The organism is Trinickia camelliae (assembly GCF_053525655.1).
Map to the genome: position 1 here is coordinate 1 of NZ_JBCHAA010000033.1, position 16,619 is coordinate 16,619.

Annotated in this window: 16 protein-coding genes; 6 read left to right on the top strand and 10 right to left on the bottom strand. The window is 62.8% G+C overall.

Features of this window, described 5'->3' with window-relative positions:
• Positions 1-88: 88 nt before the first annotated feature.
• The 3 genes from AAHK20_RS32600 to AAHK20_RS32610 form a co-directional block, all read right to left on the bottom strand.
• On the bottom strand, positions 89-1,018 hold the full coding sequence (locus AAHK20_RS32600; RefSeq protein WP_449185635.1) for a LysR family transcriptional regulator: 930 nt from the start codon (positions 1,016-1,018) through the stop codon (positions 89-91).
• Between the two features lie 151 nt (positions 1,019-1,169).
• Positions 1,170-2,432 (bottom strand): MFS transporter, encoded by a 1,263-nt coding sequence (locus AAHK20_RS32605; protein ID WP_449185636.1) that lies wholly within the window; start codon positions 2,430-2,432, stop codon positions 1,170-1,172.
• Between the two features lie 340 nt (positions 2,433-2,772).
• Positions 2,773-3,435, bottom strand: a complete 663-nt coding sequence (locus AAHK20_RS32610) for a dihydrofolate reductase family protein (protein ID WP_449185637.1) — start codon at positions 3,433-3,435, stop codon at positions 2,773-2,775.
• Positions 3,436-3,639: 204 nt separating this feature from the next.
• On the opposite strand from AAHK20_RS32610, the gene AAHK20_RS32615 reads away from it, so the two are divergent.
• A complete protein-coding gene (locus AAHK20_RS32615; RefSeq protein WP_449185638.1) occupies positions 3,640-4,452 on the top strand; it encodes a formate/nitrite transporter family protein in 813 nt (270 codons plus the stop codon).
• Between the two features lie 151 nt (positions 4,453-4,603).
• Here AAHK20_RS32615 and AAHK20_RS32620 read toward each other — a convergent pair whose 3' ends face one another.
• The 5 genes from AAHK20_RS32620 to AAHK20_RS32640 form a co-directional block, all read right to left on the bottom strand.
• Complete coding sequence (locus tag AAHK20_RS32620) at positions 4,604-5,965, bottom strand: epoxide hydrolase family protein (RefSeq protein ID WP_449185639.1); 1,362 nt, start codon at positions 5,963-5,965, stop codon at positions 4,604-4,606.
• Between the two features lie 42 nt (positions 5,966-6,007).
• A complete protein-coding gene (locus AAHK20_RS32625) occupies positions 6,008-7,060 on the bottom strand; it encodes an alpha/beta fold hydrolase (RefSeq protein WP_449185640.1) in 1,053 nt (350 codons plus the stop codon).
• A gap of 231 nt (positions 7,061-7,291) precedes the next feature.
• Complete coding sequence (locus AAHK20_RS32630) at positions 7,292-7,651, bottom strand: COG4315 family predicted lipoprotein (RefSeq protein WP_449185641.1); 360 nt, start codon at positions 7,649-7,651, stop codon at positions 7,292-7,294.
• Positions 7,652-7,958: 307 nt separating this feature from the next.
• Positions 7,959-8,498 carry a hypothetical protein gene (locus tag AAHK20_RS32635; RefSeq protein WP_449185642.1) on the bottom strand — a complete coding sequence of 180 codons (540 nt, stop codon included), beginning with the start codon at positions 8,496-8,498 and terminating at the stop codon, positions 7,959-7,961.
• 517 nt (positions 8,499-9,015) lie between these two features.
• On the bottom strand, positions 9,016-9,264 hold the full coding sequence (locus AAHK20_RS32640; protein ID WP_449185643.1) for a DUF4148 domain-containing protein: 249 nt from the start codon (positions 9,262-9,264) through the stop codon (positions 9,016-9,018).
• 341 nt (positions 9,265-9,605) lie between these two features.
• Between AAHK20_RS32640 and AAHK20_RS32645 the strand changes: the two genes are divergently transcribed.
• The 3 genes from AAHK20_RS32645 to mctP all read left to right on the top strand — a co-directional run bounded on the left by AAHK20_RS32645 (position 9,606) and on the right by mctP (position 12,348).
• Complete coding sequence (locus AAHK20_RS32645; RefSeq protein WP_449185644.1) at positions 9,606-10,436, top strand: 3-oxoadipate:acetyl-CoA acetyltransferase; 831 nt, start codon at positions 9,606-9,608, stop codon at positions 10,434-10,436.
• A 227-nt stretch (positions 10,437-10,663) separates the two neighbouring features.
• Positions 10,664-10,864: a DUF3311 domain-containing protein gene (locus AAHK20_RS32650; RefSeq protein ID WP_449185645.1), complete on the top strand. Its 201-nt coding sequence runs from the start codon at positions 10,664-10,666 to the stop codon at positions 10,862-10,864.
• A complete protein-coding gene (gene mctP, locus AAHK20_RS32655) occupies positions 10,861-12,348 on the top strand; it encodes a monocarboxylate uptake permease MctP (RefSeq protein ID WP_449185646.1) in 1,488 nt (495 codons plus the stop codon). The genes AAHK20_RS32650 and mctP overlap by 4 nt, the downstream gene beginning before the upstream one ends.
• 7 nt (positions 12,349-12,355) lie before the next feature.
• Here mctP and AAHK20_RS32660 read toward each other — a convergent pair whose 3' ends face one another.
• The gene (locus AAHK20_RS32660; RefSeq protein WP_449185647.1) at positions 12,356-13,843 is read right to left on the bottom strand and encodes an HD domain-containing phosphohydrolase; all 1,488 of its coding nucleotides are present in this window, start codon (positions 13,841-13,843) and stop codon (positions 12,356-12,358) included.
• 168 nt (positions 13,844-14,011) lie between these two features.
• Here AAHK20_RS32660 and AAHK20_RS32665 point away from each other — a divergent pair, with 168 nt between their 5' ends.
• Positions 14,012-14,791 carry an alpha/beta fold hydrolase gene (locus AAHK20_RS32665; protein ID WP_449185648.1) on the top strand — a complete coding sequence of 260 codons (780 nt, stop codon included), beginning with the start codon at positions 14,012-14,014 and terminating at the stop codon, positions 14,789-14,791.
• A gap of 74 nt (positions 14,792-14,865) precedes the next feature.
• Positions 14,866-16,293 carry an aminotransferase-like domain-containing protein gene (locus AAHK20_RS32670; RefSeq protein WP_449185649.1) on the top strand — a complete coding sequence of 476 codons (1,428 nt, stop codon included), beginning with the start codon at positions 14,866-14,868 and terminating at the stop codon, positions 16,291-16,293.
• Here AAHK20_RS32670 and AAHK20_RS32675 read toward each other — a convergent pair.
• A complete protein-coding gene (locus tag AAHK20_RS32675) occupies positions 16,287-16,475 on the bottom strand; it encodes a DUF2970 domain-containing protein (protein ID WP_449185650.1) in 189 nt (62 codons plus the stop codon). The two genes, AAHK20_RS32670 and AAHK20_RS32675, sit on opposite strands and share 7 nt — an antisense overlap.
• Positions 16,476-16,619: the final 144 nt, after the last annotated feature.

A 16,619-nucleotide genomic window follows, 5' to 3' on the forward strand; every position in this document is an offset into this window, starting at 1 on the left:
GTGACCCCGGTCCCGGGGAGGGACGGACTATACGGAACGGCGCGAAATCAAAGTTTTCACGAAAACCCGAACGGCAAGAAACAAAACCCTACCTAACCCATCCACGCTCAATAAGCGGCAAATCCCACGCCGGCTCAGGCCCCAGCCAATCGGCCAGAAATTCAACAAGCGCCTTAACTTTCAGAGCCTGCCGCTGCGTAGCAGGATAAACAGCCGCAAAGTTAAGCGGCGACAGCACGTAATCGGTCAGAACCGGCACAAGCGAGCCATCGAGCAGCGCCGCACTAGCCACAAGCGTCGGCAGACAAACAATGCCCCCACCCGTAAGCGCGTAATCACGCAACAAGTGCACCGAGTTCGATCGAATCATCCCGGGCAACTCCATTTCAACGACTTCGTCACCACCCGTCATCGTCCAGCGGTTACGCGACGGATACCCCGAATAAAGCGCCGTGGTGTGCTGCAACAATTCGCGCGGATGCTGCGGCGCGCCATGCTCGAGCACATAAGCCGGCGCCGCGCAAAACAACCGCCGCACGGCAAACAGCCGCCGCTCGATCAGCGACTCCGAGATCGGCGGAAAGATCTGAAACGCGACATCGAAGCCCTCTTCAATCGGATCGACCACGCGGTCATTCACGATCACGTCGAGCTGTATGCCGGGATACCGCCGGTTGAATTCGGCGAGCGGCGCACCGAAGTGGCCGAGTGCAAAGCCCGGCAGCATCTGGATGCGCAGCCTTCCGGTAGGGGTCGCGCGCAATTCGCGCATCTGGTCGGTCAGCTCGTTGACGCGCCCCACCACTTCCGCGCATTCGCGGTAGAACGCCTCGCCGACTTCCGACAAGCGCACATGCCGCGTGCTGCGATGAAACAGCGGCGCGTTGACGAACTTCTCGAGTTGCTGAATCCGGTTCGTGACGACCGAGCTCGTCACGCCCAATTGCCGCGCGGCCTCCACGAAGCTGCTCGTCTCCGCCACACGGACGAACGCTTCGATGCTCAGAAAACGGTCCATGCTGCTCCCTTCTCCGCCTGTCCTGCCCGCCAGTGTATCCGGGTCAGACCATGCCGTGCCCATCGGCTGCGGCAGCGCACGGCGCGCGGGAGCGGCCTCGCTTGCGAGCCCACGGATCGCGGGCTGAGACCGCGTGCGAGGCGCCTCTGCTTCACTCGGGCTGTTCGGCCGCGACGAACCCGGCCGCTTCGATCTGCCGGCGGCGCAGCTTCGCGGGCGCGGTCTCCACGAGCAGGAGGCTCACCCCGATGCCGAGCACGACGGCGCAGATCGGCAGCCAGAGGATGTTCTGAATGCCGAAGTGCGTGGCGACGAAGCCGGCGATCGCGGGCGCCACGCCGCCGCCGAAGATCTCGCCCGCGCCCACGACGACGCCGATCGACGTCGACACCATGCCCGCCGGCGCGGCTTCCGTCGCGACAGGTCCCGACAGCAGGGAAACGAGGCCGAGCGTGAAGAACGAGGCGACGAACAGCACCAAGAACAGTTCGAGCGGCTGAGCGCCGAGTCCGCGGAACACGTACAGCATCACCGCGGTGCCCGCGAAGCCGACGACGCTCGCGACGCGCCGGCCCACGATGTCGGAGAGGCCCGGCAGGCCGAACTGCCCGACGAAGCCGCCGAAGCCGATCGCGGAGACCACGATGCCCATGTGCCGCGTGTCGAGCGAAAGATGCTCCGTGAGGTACAGCGGCAGCATGGCCCCGAGCACGAACACGCCGGTCATGGCGCAAAAGAGCGCTGCCATGGCGACGGGGATGTTGCGGCTCTTGAGCACGGCGCGCCAGTTGCCGCGTTCGCGCGGCGCTTCAGCCGTGGCCGGCTTCGGGGCGGATTGCGGCTCGCGAATCACGCGAAACATCAGCAGGCCGAGAATCAGCCCGGGAATCGAGACGAGTGCGAACACCCAGCGCCACGTCATGAAGCTGAGCAGCTGCGTGGCGATGATCGGCGCGAGCGCGAGGCCGAACAGCGCAAAGCCGCTTTGCTGCAGCCCGAGGTTGAAGCCGCGGCGCTTCGGATGCGAGGCGTCGGCGGTCGCGGCGAAGCTCGTCGGGCAGAAGGAGCCCTCGGCGACGCCCATCAGCGCCCGCACCGCGAGCAGGCTCGCCAGCCCGCCTGCGAGCCCGGAAAAGCCGGACAGCAGCGAGAACACGAGGATGGCCGGGATCAGCACCTTGCGGCGTCCGATCTTGTCGGAGATGCCGCCCATCAGCGCTGCGAAGACGCCCCACGACAGGCCCAGGATCCCGATGCAGTTGCCGACGTCCTGCGCTGTCAGGTGCAGGTCCTTCATGATGGACGGGAACAGCGGTGCGATCAGCCACCGGTCCAGCCCGACCAAGCCGAAACCCAGGGCCAAAAGCAACACGGCCTTCCACTCGTAGGCCACATCCCATTCGCTCGATTTCATCTGCGTCTCCTTTGTCTCCTTAGGCCGGCCGCAATCGGCCGACGACGGGGCAAAGATAGGCGCAACTGCGATGCGGAAAAAACAGGACAACGAGCGAATGCATCATTCGCGAATCGCAAACAAACGAGCCTGCGGACCGGGTTGCGCGGTGCATCAAGGCTGCGGAAGAGGACGGCGCAGGTTTGCGCGGTGCCGCAGCGGCATCCCGGGATAAACCCGGGTAGACGCGCGTGCGATGCTCACGCGGTGCGGCGGCGATGCATGGATCGCAGAACAAGCGGCCACTACACCCCCGAGCCAAGGCCGCGGCCCGTCAGGGGCGTCGGCCTTCAGCGCGTGGTTAGGCGTCCGTGCGTCTTTGGCGCCGCAGGACGACATGCGTGGCTTTCTCCGACGCTACGAATTCAGCGCATTCGTATCCCAGAGCCCGCAAGTCAACCCCATTGAGCAGCGATTCTCCGCGGCCGAGCAGGACTGGCGAGATAGCAAAGTGCAGCTCGTCGATGAGGCCCTCACGAAGATATTGCCGGATGGTGTCCGGCCCGCCGCCGATTCGCACGTCCATTCCGGCAGCGGCCTCGCGCGCACGGTCCAGCGCCTCGTGAATGCCTCCTGTTACGAAGTGGAACGTCGTGCCGCCTTGCATCTCGATGGGGGGACGAGCGTGATGGGTCAAGACGAAGACTGGCACGTGGTACGGCGGATTGTCTCCCCACCAGCCTACCCAGCTTGTGTCCGGCCAGTCCCCGCGAATGGGGCCGAACATGTTCCGCCCAAGAATCCAGGCCCCGACATTCTGAAAGCCACGGGCGGCGAAATCATCGTCAACCCCGGTCGTACCGCCGTCCTTGCCGAACAACGCCCGCTGGAACGTGCGTGTTGGGACTAGCCACTGGTGCAGTTCCGTCCCGCCCACGCCGAGCGGATTGTTGAGGTCTTGATTCGGGCCTGCTCCGTATCCGTCGAGCGAGATGGTGAAGCCGTTAACGCGAACTCGTGTCATCGGTTGCCTCCGTTTAGACACCTAACCTGGGTTTGACTTTCATGGTGCGCCCGCCTCCGGGGGCAGACGCCGTGTGGCGAAAGATAACGCGCTTGTAATGCGGGAGTCATCGCGGGGACAGCCGCCGAGGCGAAGAATTCAACCAGGCTCAGTTTGCCCCAACACCTCCCGCGCGGTGGAGGTCCATCTCTACGTGGAGCAGCGATGTACGCAGAAAGTATCGACAAGTTCGCCAAGGTGGGTGCTCACAAAGCCTCGGCTGTCCAACGAACGCCACTGGCGTTTCTGATTGGTGCCGCCATGGCGGGAGCCTATATCGGCTTCGGCGACATTCTCATGTTTTCGGTTGGCGCGCACGTTGACCCAGCGTACGTGCATCTCGTGATGGGCGCCGTATTTGCCTGTGCACTCACCATCGTAGTGTTTGCCGGGTCCGATCTATTCACGGGAACGGCCATGTACATGCCATTTGCCGTCTTGAAAGGCGAGACGGGAATCGGGGGCATGCTGGTCGTGTGGGTGACCTGCTGGATTGGCAATCTTCTAGGCGCCATCGTTCTGGCGGCCATACTGCACGCTGCAGGTGGCGGGGTGCTATTGACTGACGGCTCAGACGCGTTCTTCAAGGCCGTGGAGGCCAAGATGTCTGCCCCCGATCTCCCACTGTTCGCGAAGGGCCTCCTTTGCAACTGGCTGGTCTGCCTCGCGATCTGGATGGCCGCCCGTACGACGAACGACGCCGCGAAGCTCGGACTGATCTTCTGGCCGATCTTCGCATTCGTCGCCAGCGGCTTCGAGCACAGCGTCGCCAACATGTTTGCGTTTGCGCTTGCCTTGATGGCGGATCACCCCGCCTCGATCACGCTCGCGGGGGCTATCCACAACGAATTCTTCGTGACCGCGGGCAATCTCGCGGGCGGAGCGATCTTCATGGGCCTTGGCTACTGGCTACAGGAGGGCAGTGTCGGCCATGCCTCTCAGGCGCGCGTTCCGGCATCGGAGCGGGCCTCAAACTGATTGGCCGATCGCCATCTGAGTCGCCGTCAATGTGGCGGGTCTGACGAAATTCGACGTCTATCTGAGCGCGGTGCAAGTAACGCGGCGGCTCGCGCCGCCGCGCGTTATGACAGCTTCCGTTCAAAGCGGAAGGTTCGATGACCTGCTTTTGCTACCCTGCTTTCGCGTTCGCTTGACGCACCGGCTTGAACGCCGCGCGCAACTCTTCCGCAAAGAGTTGTGGCTGTTCCCAAGCCGCGAAGTGACCGCCTTTGGAAACCTGGTGGTAGTAGTACAGCGAGGGATATGCCTGCTCGCTCCAGCTCTTAGGCGCGCGATAGATCTCATGCGGAAACACGCTGATCGCCACGGGGACCTTGATGTCTCGCGTCTTCTGCGTGACGGCGCTGAAATTGTTGTTGTTGTTTTCCCAGTAGAACCGTGACGACGACGCCCCTGTGTTGGTCAGCCAATACAGCGTGATGTCATTGAGCATCTCATCCTTGCTCAGGACGCGCTCGGGCACTCCGCCACTGTCGCTCCATTGCGCAAACTTCTCATACATCCAGGCTGCGAGGCCCGCAGGCGAATCCGAGAGGGAGTACCCGATCGTCTGCGGACGCGTGACCATGAGGGCCCCGTACGCCGCGTTTCTGCCGAAGAACGTGCTCAGCGACTGATAGGCGTCCCGCTCGGAATCGGTCAATCCAGAGGGAGCCGGGGCGCCACTATTGATGCCCGCCATGAGGTCGCCCGGAACGGTGGCCGGCATATTGAGGTGAATCGCGAGCAGGCCGGGAGGCGCCTGGCGGGCCAGCGCATCGGAGATGACAGAGCCATGGTCGCCGCCCTGCGAGACGTAGTGCGTGTATCCGAGGCGCTTCATTAGCACGTCCCACGCCCGCGCGGTGCGGTCGGGTCCCCAGCCCAGGTCTTTCGGTTTGCCCGAAAAGCCATAGCCGGGGATCGACGGAATCACGACGTCGAACGCGTCTTCCGGACGCCCCCCATAAGCCACGGGATCGGTCAACGGGCCGATCGCCTTGATGAACTCAAACATCGAACCGGGCCAGCCATGCGTCAGGATGATCGGCAACGCATTGGGATAACGCGAGCGGACGTGAATGAACTGGATGTCGACCCCGTCGATGGTGGTCACGAACTCGGGCAGCGCATTGAGCTGTGCCTCGGCCTTGCGCCAGTCATAGTCAGCACCCCAATAGCGCACGAGCTCCTGCACTTTCGCCAGTTGAATGCCCTGCGAATCGTCCGTGACGGTCTCCTTGTCGGGCCACCGCGTGTCCGCGATGCGGCGACGCAGGTCGTCGAGTTGCGCCTGCGGAACGTGAACGCGAAACGGGCGGATGCTCTCGTCGCTGTGCGTACTCACCGCCGGAGCACTCGATACTGCGTTGGAAGCGTACACGGGCCGCAAACAGGCTGCGAACACGAGAAGGATAAAACCGATCGCCGTCGTCAATGCCCGGCTGGCGCTGGTACGGCGAGGCGCGGTCGGAAGGTCTACTGCAAACATGTTTGTTTTCCTACGAACTTGATGTGAGGAATGCGTCATTGCTCAGTAAGACTCAACTTCAACGACCGCCTCGGCGAAAGCCTGTGGCGCTTCCTGAGGAAGGTTGTGCCCGATACCGCCCTTGATGATTCGGTGTGTGTATTTGCCTGAGAACTTCTTGGCATAAGCTGTGCTGTCCGGGTGCGGTGCACCGTTGGCGTCACCTTCAAGAGTGATCGTGGGTACAGTGATGACCGGGCCTTCCGCAAGACGCTTTTCCAGATCGTCGTATCTCGGCTCGCCTGTGGCCAGACTCTGCCTCCAGCGGTAGTTGTGGATCACGATGCTGACATGGTCCGGATTGTCGAAGGCCGCCGCAGTGCGATCGAACGTGTCGTCGTCGAATGCCCACTTCGGCGACGCGATCTCCCAAATGAGCTTCGCAAAATCGTGCCGATACTTCTCGTAGCCGGCTGCACCGTGCTCTGTGGCGAAGTAATACTGGTACCACCACGCGTACTCAGCTCTTGGCGGCAGCGGCTTCTTGTTGAATTCACGGTTGTTGATCAGATAGCCACTCACGGCGACGAGGGCTTTGCAGCGCTCCGGCCAGAGGGCCGCGATGATGCAGGCCGATCGTCCACCCAGGTCATAGCCGCCAATGGTCGCCCTCTGGATCTTCAGAGCATCCATCAGAGCGACCACATCCACAGCGGCTGCCGCTTGCTGGCCATTCCGAATGGTTTCACTTGAAAGAAAGCGCGTCGTGCCATGGCCACGCATGTACGGAATGATCACCCGGTACCCCGCCGACGCTAGTACGGGCGCGACATCGACATAGCTGTGAATGTCGTAGGGCCAGCCATGCAATAGAATCACCACAGGACCGTCGGCCGGGCCCGCTTCGGCGTATCCGACGTTCAGCAGGCCCGCATCGATCTGCTTGAGTGGGCCGAATGATGTGTTCGCCCCCGGCTTGATGGCGGGCAAATGAGCCCGTTCTGCATTGCCCGATTCCGCCCTTGCGGAGCCAACCATCCCGAACTGTGCAGCGGCAAGAGTCATGGCCGCAGTGCCCAGGAACCCGCGACGGCGGTAATCGACATCGTGTGACATATTCACATCTCCAGCTAAGGTTTAGTTCGGTCGCCGAGCGCGACCGGACTTAACTCCGATCGAGCGGAGTTCATGCGGTCGCGTGAGCGACTTCGATTGCTTGCGCTTGCGATGCCGCTCCGACGCACATGACTGCGCAATGGAACTACGCGTTAACGTTCGGCATAAATCAAGTGGGTCAGAATTGCTTGGCGGTGCACCTGCCTGGTCTCGTCCGGTCAACCTGACCTTTCAAGGCTTCGCGGTATGCCACACCCCCTTGATGCCGTCTCCGGTCGTCTCGCCGGGCCGGTCGTCTTTGGCAAAACGGTACAGTGGATGCCCCTGATAGGCCCATTGTTTCCGGCCATCGACCGTGGTCACGAAACTCCAGCCATCGCTCGCCTTGTCATGCTCGTCGGCAATCGCGGCCGGCCAAATGGCCGTGCACTCCCCCGTGCAAGCGCTCTTTCCTGGCTCTGTGTCCTTGTCGAACGTGTAGAGCGTCATGCCATTTTCGTCGACCATCACGCCATTCGAAACGTTGGGTGCCTTCGCGTACGACACGAAGGGAACAGCAAAAGCAACAACGCCAAGCAAAGTTTTCATCATGAGAGCCGTCCATATAGTTGCAACAATGTCATCCGGGCACGTGACTTTCGATAGCCCGACCGGAAGCGCCTTCTTCCTGTCTACTGCTGTTACAAAGGGCTCGCATCATGCGCGTTGGATTTCACTTTCGCGCCGAGATTTCAATCGATACCAATGCGAGTTCATCGATGGCAGGTGTTTGTTCGTACAGCCTTCGGAGGCTATGAGCAAGCCAATATTCACACGTTTGTTTGTACTCCATACTATCTGTGAGTCGCAGACACATTCATCGAGGTGAACATCAACACCCAGACAGATATTCCAAGGACTAGATTTTGTTTAAAGCCAAATGGGGTGGACTATCGCGTGTCGAAGGCTCGCGGTAGAACCATTCAAAGAGAACTGCGCAAAGCAGGAAGAACACCATGTGAGCACAGGCGAAATACAACATGCCACCCACGCTTAAAACCCGATATCCCGCAAAGCCCTGATGGATCATCGGCAGGACGATACAGGCATTCGCCAGCCAGACGAGCGCCCCGTATGTCGCACCTCTTCTCCACGCGCCACCGGGCAGAAACACAAACAGGAAGGCATACACGATGCCCATTGCGATTCCGACGGCAACATGAAAAGCCTGTTGGAAGCTATGCGTCCGGAAAATCGGGCGTACGGTGACGTGTCCGCGTGCTACTTGAAGAAGCAGCGAAAGAAGGCTGCCATTGCCCGTTGCTAGCTGAAAATGGTCTGCCCATGAAAGCAAGGCCGTGTTCACGGCAATTGCGATGGCCGCCGCCGCCAACGCGCATCCAAGCCGGGCGAAGATACGGGAATTTCCGGAGCAGCTGCCGGCAAAAAGTTGAAGCATCGTAGTTCCTGAAGACGTGGTCGCCCGAGTGCAAACACATAGGTACGCCTTCTATTCCATCCTTGCCCAGTCTCAGCCACCGGTTACATACACTCGAAATCGAGTGATTTTTCGGACGAATGTCAACAGCGGACTGGTTCGGTTCACGTCTCGTCGAGCGTTGCCATGCGCGGCAATCCGCACACGAATGCCTCATGACAATGCGAACAGGCCACCTGCGTAATTGTCGGTCGCTATGCTGGTCCGCAGCACACCCGACGCAATGCTGTGGACGCCACGTGCGAGGCGCTTATTCGTTGCGACGAGCCGGCTCGAGCCACCACGACTCTCATCCGCTGGGAAACGGGTGGCTACGATGCGGTCCTGCGCCGGGATCTGGACGATCTGCTCGCGCGGCGCCGCACTGGCTACCTTTCGCCACTTCTCTTCGCGGAGATTTGAGCGCGGCTCGCGAAGCCCGATGACCGGAAAATTCAGGAGTCTCGAAAAGCGCGTGCGCGACTGAACCACACGTCGATCAATGGCCGCGATAGAGGTCATTGTCGAGGGACTGTTGCTGTCCCGAGCGCTGCGATTGGATCAGATCCTGATAGACCTGCGCACGCGACATCGAACGCGGCGCGCCCGCCTGGACACTCGGCGGAATCACGCCGCCCACGTCCTGTGCAGGCGGCTCGGCGGACTGCGACGCCGTCTGGTCTTCGGCCCAGGCGCTCGTTCCCAGAAGCGCGATGGTGCATACGGCTGCAAAGCGAAACGTGTTCATGACAATCACCTCCACACAGTGAACGGAACAGGCCGGCGGCTGGCTGGCCAACGCAGGCGATGCCGGGCCGTGCAGCCGGGGGGTTGCGCCGCTGCGCGATCCGGATCGCGTTCCCGCATGTTGCGGCCGCCGGCTCCGTCTTTCCATGGACGAAAGATGGAGCGAACATGAAGAAACAAGCCATGAAGCCAATCGGCAAACACGGCACAACACGCAATGATGAGATCAGGAGATACCGTGACTCAATACCATGAAGGTATTGAATCGGACGCCGACAGTATTGGACGCTGCGAAGGTGCGCCGTGTATAAAACCTGAGCCGCCCCATATGAGGTCATCGAAATGAACGCCCCCTGCATTATTACCGTCGCCATCACCGGTTCGGTGCCCCGCAAAAAGGACAACCCGGCAGTACCCATCTCGGTCGCCGAACAGATCGAAAGCACGCATGAAGCGTTCGACGCTGGCGCCACGCTGGTCCACCTGCACGTGCGCGACGAGAATGAGAATTCGAGCTCCGATCACGCGCGCTTCGCGCAGCTTCAGGAAGGGATTCGCAAGCACTGCCCGGGCATGATCATCCAATTCTCGACGGGCGGTCGCGGCCGTTCGTTCGAGCAACGCGGCTCGATGCTCGACCTGCGTCCGGACATGGCGTCGCTCGCGACGGGTTCGGTCAACTTTCCGACGACCGTTTATGAGAACCCGCCCGACTTTGTCCGCTCGCTTGCATCGATGATGCTTCAGCACGACGTGAAGCCGGAGATCGAGATTTTCGATTTGGCGATGCTGTATAGCACGGTCGATCTCGTACAGCAGGGGCTGCTGAAGCGGCCGGTGCACGTGCAGTTCGTGCTCGGCGTGAAAAACGCACTGCCTGCGCGCCGCGAAATTCTCGAGTTCGAAGTCAAGCAGCTCGCGGCATTGCTGCCGGACGCGACGTGGACCGCTGCCGGCATTGGCCGGCATCAGCTGGAGGTAAACCACTGGACGCTGGAAATGGGCGGCCATGCCCGCACCGGCCTCGAAGACAACGTGCGCTGGGACAAGGACACGCTCGCGGCGAGTAACGCGCAACTGGTGGAACGCGTCGTGTCGCTGTGCGGCGAATATGGGCGCCCGGTAGCGACGGCCGCGCAGGCGCGCGAGTTGCTGAGCCTGCCTCAGGTCTGAATTTCAGGCGATCGCGCCCGCCGTTGAAACCTGCGCGTAAGCGCGCGGCGCCACCCCCTGCAGGCATCTCGAAATTGTTTGATAATCCGTGCGCCATCGAACTGGAAGACATTCGATGGCGCACGTACCGCCTAAGATGACCTTGAGACATGCCGATTGCGGAGGGCGAGACGCGATCGGTGCTATCCCTGGCGGGAGGTTGTATCTCGTCCACGGTATACAAAATCATGAATACATCAGACCAAACCCATCGGCCCTGGCTCTGGGTACTGCTCCTCATTCCCTACGTCGCGCTGCTCTGGCTGCCGTTCTACAACCACCGCATGCCCGCGCTTCTCGGCTTTCCGTTCTTCTACTGGTATCAGCTGCTGTGGGTGCCGATCACATCGCTGCTCCTCTACGTCGTCTATAGGGGGATCAGCAAATGAGCAACGGACAATCGATCGACGGCGTCGCAATGGCCGTATTCATCGGCTTTTTCGCGCTGGTCACGGTACTAGGCTTCATCGCCGCGCGCTGGAAACGCGGCGACCTCACGCAGCTGCATGAGTGGGGGCTCGGCGGACGCCAGTTCGGCACGATCATCTCGTGGTTTCTCGTCGGCGGAGATTTCTATACCGCCTATACCGTGATTGCGGTGCCAGCGCTCGTGTATTCGGTCGGCGCGTATGGGTTCTTCGCGCTGCCCTACACGATCATCGTCTACCCGTTCGTGTTCGCCGTGATGCCCAAGCTCTGGCGCATCGCGCATGCGAAGAACCACATCACCGCGGCCGACTACGTGCACGGCGAATATGGCGGCAAGCTGCTGCCCGCTGCGATCGCGCTGACCGGCATCGTCGCGACGATGCCTTATATCGCGCTGCAGCTGGTGGGGATGCAGGTCGTCATCAAAGGGCTGGGAGTATCCGGCGAGATTCCGCTCGTCGTCGCCTTCATCATTCTCGCGCTCTATACGTATGCGAGCGGCCTGCGCGCGCCGGCGATGATCGCGTTCGTCAAGGACATCATGATCTACATCGTGGTGATCGCCGCGATCTGGCTGATTCCGACGAAGCTCGGCGGCTACGCGCAAGTGTTCGACTCGGCGGATAAATTCTTCGCCGCGAAAGGCGGCGCGACCGGCATCGTGCTGCAGCCGACGCAGTTCCTCGCGTATGCGTCGCTCGCGCTCGGCTCGGCGCTGGCCGCGTTCATGTACCCGCATACGATGACGGCGATTCTGTCGTCGTCGTCCGCGAAGACGATACAGAAGAATGCGATCGTGCTGCCCGCCTATACGCTGCTGCTCGGCCTCATCGCCCTGCTCGGCTATATGGCGATCGCGGCGGGCGTCAAGGTGCATTCGGCATCGGACGTCGTCCCCGCCCTCTTCGCCACGCTGTTCCCGTCGTGGTTCATCGGCTTCGCCGCGGCGGCGATCGCGATCAGCGCGCTGGTGCCGGCGGCGATCATGTCGATCGGCGCGGCCAATCTCTTCACGCGCAATCTCTGGCGTCCGCTCGTCAATCCGAACATCTCGCCGGCAGGAGAAGCCTCGACCGCGAAGCTCGTTTCGCTCGTCGTGAAGTTCGGCGCGCTACTCTTCATCGTGTTCTTGCCGACGCAATATGCGATCGATTTGCAGCTGCTCGGCGGCGTGTGGATTCTGCAGATCTTTCCGGCGATCGTGTTCTCGCTCTATACGCGCAAGCTCTCGACGTCGGGGCTGCTTGCCGGCTGGCTCGTGGGCATCGTGCTCGGCACGGGGCTCGCGATTTCGCAAGGCTTGAAGCCCGTGTTCGCGCTGCATGTCGGCGGGGCGGTGTTCCCGCTTTATATCGGGTTGATCGCGCTGGTGGTGAACATCGTGATCGCGTTCGCGGTGTCGGCCGTCTCGCCTGCGCGGCGCGTGGTGGCGCAGGAGGCTTAAGCGAGCCCTACAGCAACCCCATCGCCGACGCCTTCAACGTCGCCGCCGCGCGCGTCGAGCATTCGAGCTTGCGAAACACGCTTTCGACATGCGTGCGCACCGTGCTCGGACTCAGCTCGAGTTCGCGCGCCGCTTCCTTGTTGCTCGCGCCGCGGCTGATCGAACGCAGCACGTCAATCTCGCGCGCGGAAAGGCGTATCGCCTGCAGACGCGCACGCGGGCTTCGTTGCGGCACGGCTTGCGCGTCGATCAGCGCCTCGACGGCTTGTGCATGGAAGCGCCCCTGCCCGGCCTCGGTGCGCAGCAGTTGCGCAGCCTCCTCTGCGGGCAACGCGGCGCGCCATGGCCGCGCCGAGCGCAACGCGACCCATGTGGTCGCGGCGCTCAGCACGCGCGCATCCAACGACAGCGCCAGCCCGCTCGCACCGCGAAAATACCCGGAACCGTCGAGCCGTTCGTAGGCGTATGACGCGAGCTCGGCCGCTTGCGCAAGCGCGCCCGTTTGCTTGCCTGCGCGCGACGTCCAGTACGGCACGAGCCGGATCGTTTCCCACGCTGATGCGCTCAAGCGCCCTGTCGTGTTCCAGATCGTGTTGGGCACCGCTGCGCGCCCGATGCCGTGAATCAACCCCGCGGAGTACAGACACGCCTGCGCGTTCGGTTCTCCGCCAAGCCGCGCGCTGCAAGCCGCCGCGGCCGATGCGACCGCGCGCGAATAGCCCGTCATCCATGGCAGCTTGAGATCGATCACGTCGGCGATCAGCTCGGCCGAGGTGGTCTCGCGCATGTGCGGCGTCAGGAGCGCTTCGTCGAGTTCGGCCGATTCCGCGCTCGCGAGCGTATCGAGCCAATGCGCCGCGTGAGCGGCAACTAGCGCGACCAAGTCCGCCGGATAGCGTGCGCCTGCGCGGCCGCTGATCAGCGCGAGCGCGCGCTCGAACCCATAGACGCGGCTGAAGATTTCCAAATCGCCCGCGAGCGACACGACAAAGACCGTCTGCGGCACCGCCGCGCCGGCCAGGCCGTCCGGTATGCCGGTGCCGTCCCAGGCCTCGAAAACGTGCCGCAGCACGCCTTCCGATTCCGGCGCGAGCCTCAGCATGCGCGCGACTTCGCCGGATACCTCGCAGTGAATCTGCGCGAGCGGCGTAAGCGCCCTCACGATGCCGCCGTGCACATCGAGCGGCTTGGCCCAATCCGCTCGCTGCGCGAGCATCGCCTCGCGGCCGGCGACGTCGTCGCCGAGCGTGTCGGCGAATCCGGCCGCGTTCGCCGTGCAGCCCGACCACCGCAAGAGCGACGCCTCGATCGCCGTGGCCGCGCCCGCGTCGCCGCCTCCCGAGGCACGCGCCAATTGCGCCGCAAGCCATGCCGTGCGCACCGAGTGATCGGTCGGCTGCCCCATGCTGAGGTCGCCGATGAAAGCGAGCGCCTTGACCGCGTCGAAGACGCGAATCGCGAAAGCGAGGTCCTGTGCGTTGTCGTCTGTACTCACGGGTCTGCCGATGAATTTTGTATACCGGATACGGTGTGCCGAATGCCGGCCACTATAGCGCAGCCGCTCCTGCCCCATTCAGGGCGGGGTCGGACATTCGACCGATACCGCCCGCTCCTGCCGCCTGCGAAGCTTACGTCCAACTTAACCCGCGGCCAGGAGCCCACCATGAATCGTCTGTTGAAGAAGTGCCTCGCATCGGCCTTGCTGGCCGGCAGCGTGTTTTCCGTCTCGGCCGCGCATGCCGCGCCGCCGCAGGATCTCAAAGGCAAGAACGTCGTCCTCGTGCATGGCGCGTTCGCCGACGGCTCGAGCTGGGACAAGGTGATCCCGCTGCTCGAAGCACGCGGCCTGCACGTGGTGTCGGTGCAGAATCCGCTCAGCTCGCTCGCCGACGACGCGGCCGCCACGAAGCGCGTGATCGATCAGCAGCAAGGGCCGGTCGTGCTCGTCGGCCACTCGTGGGGCGGCGTCGTCATCACGCAAGCCGGCAACGACGACAAGGTCAAGGCGCTCGTCTACGTGGCCGCGTTCGCTCCGGACAACGGCCAGTCGATCAACGACATGCTCAAGGGCCAACCCGCGCCGGCTTGGGCGGGCGAGCTGCGCAAGGACTCGGCGGGCTATCTGACGCTGTCGACCAACGCGGTCGTCCATGATTTCGCGCAGGATCTTCCGGTTGCGGAAGCGCGCGTCGTCGCCGCGACGCAAGGCCCCTGGTTCGCGGGCTGCACGGACGACAAGGTGACTCAGGCGGCGTGGCACACGAAGCCGTCGTGGTTCATCGTCGCGAAACAGGACCGCATGATCGATCCGCACGCCGAAGCGGCCATGGCGGGCGCAATCGGCGCAACCACGACGAGCATCGACGCGAGCCACGTCGCGATGCTGAGCCAGCCGCGCGCGGTGGCCGACGCGATCATCGCGGCAGCGAGCAAGGTGCAGTAAGGCCAAGCGCGCTTCATGTACAGGAGCACGGTGGGGCGTTACGCTTGAGCCCTCGATCCCCACCGCGGCTCCGCATGAAACGCTACGAAACGCTCGCCAACACGATGGCTGCCGAGATTCGCGCCGGTCAGGCCGCCGCCGGCTCGCGCATGCCATCGTTGCGGCAAGTCATCGCCCAGCATGGCGTCAATCAATCGACCGTGTTGCACGCCTACTCGCTGCTCGAAGAATGGGGCTTGATTCGCGCACGCGAGCGTTCGGGCTATTACGTCACCCAGGGAGCCTCGCTCGGAGAAGCCGCCCTCGCCAAAGCCGCTGCTACAAACGCGACCACACTCGCGCAATCCGCGAAAGTCGACATCAATACGCTGGTGTTCTCGGTGCTCGACGCCGCGCGCCACCCCGACATCGTGCCGCTAGGCTCGGCGTTTCCTTCGCCGAAGCTATTTCCGCTGCCAAGGCTCGCGAAATCGCTCGCCAGCGCGACCCGCTTCGTCAACCCGTGGAGCACGGTCGTCGACTTGCCGCCCGGCAACGAGCCGCTGCGCCGCCAGATCGCGTTTCGCTACATGGTGATGGGCGCGCCGCAGCCGATCGACGAAATCGTGATCACGAACGGCGCGCTCGAAGCGCTGAATCTTTGTCTGGCCGCGGTGACGCGCCCCGGCGATGCGGTCGCGATCGAGTCGCCCGGCTTCTATGCCGCGTTGCAGGCGATCGAGCGCCTCGATTTGCGCGCGGTGGAAATTCCCGTCGACCCTGAAGCCGGGCTCGATCTGACCGCGCTGGAGCAGGCGCTCGCGCAATACCCGATTCGCGCCTGCTGGTTCATGACGAACTTTCAGAACCCGACCGGCACGACGCTCTCACCGGAAAAGAAGAAGGCGCTCGTCGAATTGATCACGCGCCATGATGTGCCGCTCATCGAAGACGACGTGTACGGCGAACTGCACTTTCAGCCCGACTACCCGTTGCCCGCGAAGGCGTTCGATACGGCGGGCCTCGTCATGCACTGCAGTTCCTACTCGAAGACCTTGGCGCCCGGTTATCGGGTCGGCTGGGTCTCGGCGGGGCGTTACGCCGACAAGGTGCAGCAACTCAAGCTGATGACGACGCTGTCGGCCAGCATCCCCGCGCAAGCCGGCATCGCCGACTACCTGCAGCACGGCGGCTACGACAAGCATCTGCGCAAGCTGCGCGGCGAGCTGCAACGGCAGCAGACCGCGATGGAGGACGCGATCGCCCGCTGGCTGCCGCGCGACGTGCGCTATGCGGTGCCTGAGGGCGGCTACTTTCTGTGGCTCGAACTGCCCGATGAAATCGATGCGATGCAGTTGCACCGGCAGGCCACCGAACACGGCTTCAGCATCGCCCCGGGGCCGATCTTTTCAGCGAGCCGCGCGTACCGCCGCTGCATTCGCCTCAACTTCGGCCATCCCTGGACGCCGCAGATCGAGGCGTCGATGAAGACGCTCGGCAGACTCTTGCACGCCGGTCAGTGACCGACGACGACCGCGAGCCGTGCCAAAGCATAGAGGACGCCGCCGAAGCAAGCGGCCAGCACGACGGCGACGAACGGCAGCATGGGCAGGTTGATCGTCGCCATGTCCGCTTGATGCGACGCGCTCCTGCGGATGCCGAAGAAGCTCCAAAGCACGGTCCGGATCATTGTCAGAATGTTCATGATTCACCTTCTCTGCGATTAAGTGGGTATTGACCTGATCGTTAGAGTAGGCAAATCGCGCGGCGGCCGTAAGAAGCAGTTCGGAACAATTCGACCATAGCAGCCGCACCGCGGCAGCCCATAAAATGCGCATTCGGATCACCT

What these genes read in the sequence shown, in the direction of transcription:
- AAHK20_RS32600 (WP_449185635.1), bottom strand. Translation starts at nt 1,018, where the DNA reads ATGGACCGTTTTCTGAGCATCGAAGCGTTCGTCCGTGTGGCGGAGACG.
- AAHK20_RS32605 (WP_449185636.1), bottom strand. Translation starts at nt 2,432, where the DNA reads ATGAAATCGAGCGAATGGGATGTGGCCTACGAGTGGAAGGCCGTGTTG.
- AAHK20_RS32610 (WP_449185637.1), bottom strand. Translation starts at nt 3,435, where the DNA reads ATGACACGAGTTCGCGTTAACGGCTTCACCATCTCGCTCGACGGATAC.
- AAHK20_RS32615 (WP_449185638.1), top strand. Translation starts at nt 3,640, where the DNA reads ATGTACGCAGAAAGTATCGACAAGTTCGCCAAGGTGGGTGCTCACAAA.
- AAHK20_RS32620 (WP_449185639.1), bottom strand. Translation starts at nt 5,965, where the DNA reads ATGTTTGCAGTAGACCTTCCGACCGCGCCTCGCCGTACCAGCGCCAGC.
- AAHK20_RS32625 (WP_449185640.1), bottom strand. Translation starts at nt 7,060, where the DNA reads ATGTCACACGATGTCGATTACCGCCGTCGCGGGTTCCTGGGCACTGCG.
- AAHK20_RS32630 (WP_449185641.1), bottom strand. Translation starts at nt 7,651, where the DNA reads ATGATGAAAACTTTGCTTGGCGTTGTTGCTTTTGCTGTTCCCTTCGTG.
- AAHK20_RS32635 (WP_449185642.1), bottom strand. Translation starts at nt 8,498, where the DNA reads ATGCTTCAACTTTTTGCCGGCAGCTGCTCCGGAAATTCCCGTATCTTC.
- AAHK20_RS32640 (WP_449185643.1), bottom strand. Translation starts at nt 9,264, where the DNA reads ATGAACACGTTTCGCTTTGCAGCCGTATGCACCATCGCGCTTCTGGGA.
- AAHK20_RS32645 (WP_449185644.1), top strand. Translation starts at nt 9,606, where the DNA reads ATGAACGCCCCCTGCATTATTACCGTCGCCATCACCGGTTCGGTGCCC.
- AAHK20_RS32650 (WP_449185645.1), top strand. Translation starts at nt 10,664, where the DNA reads ATGAATACATCAGACCAAACCCATCGGCCCTGGCTCTGGGTACTGCTC.
- mctP (WP_449185646.1), top strand. Translation starts at nt 10,861, where the DNA reads ATGAGCAACGGACAATCGATCGACGGCGTCGCAATGGCCGTATTCATC.
- AAHK20_RS32665 (WP_449185648.1), top strand. Translation starts at nt 14,012, where the DNA reads ATGAATCGTCTGTTGAAGAAGTGCCTCGCATCGGCCTTGCTGGCCGGC.
- AAHK20_RS32670 (WP_449185649.1), top strand. Translation starts at nt 14,866, where the DNA reads ATGAAACGCTACGAAACGCTCGCCAACACGATGGCTGCCGAGATTCGC.
- AAHK20_RS32675 (WP_449185650.1), bottom strand. Translation starts at nt 16,475, where the DNA reads ATGAACATTCTGACAATGATCCGGACCGTGCTTTGGAGCTTCTTCGGC.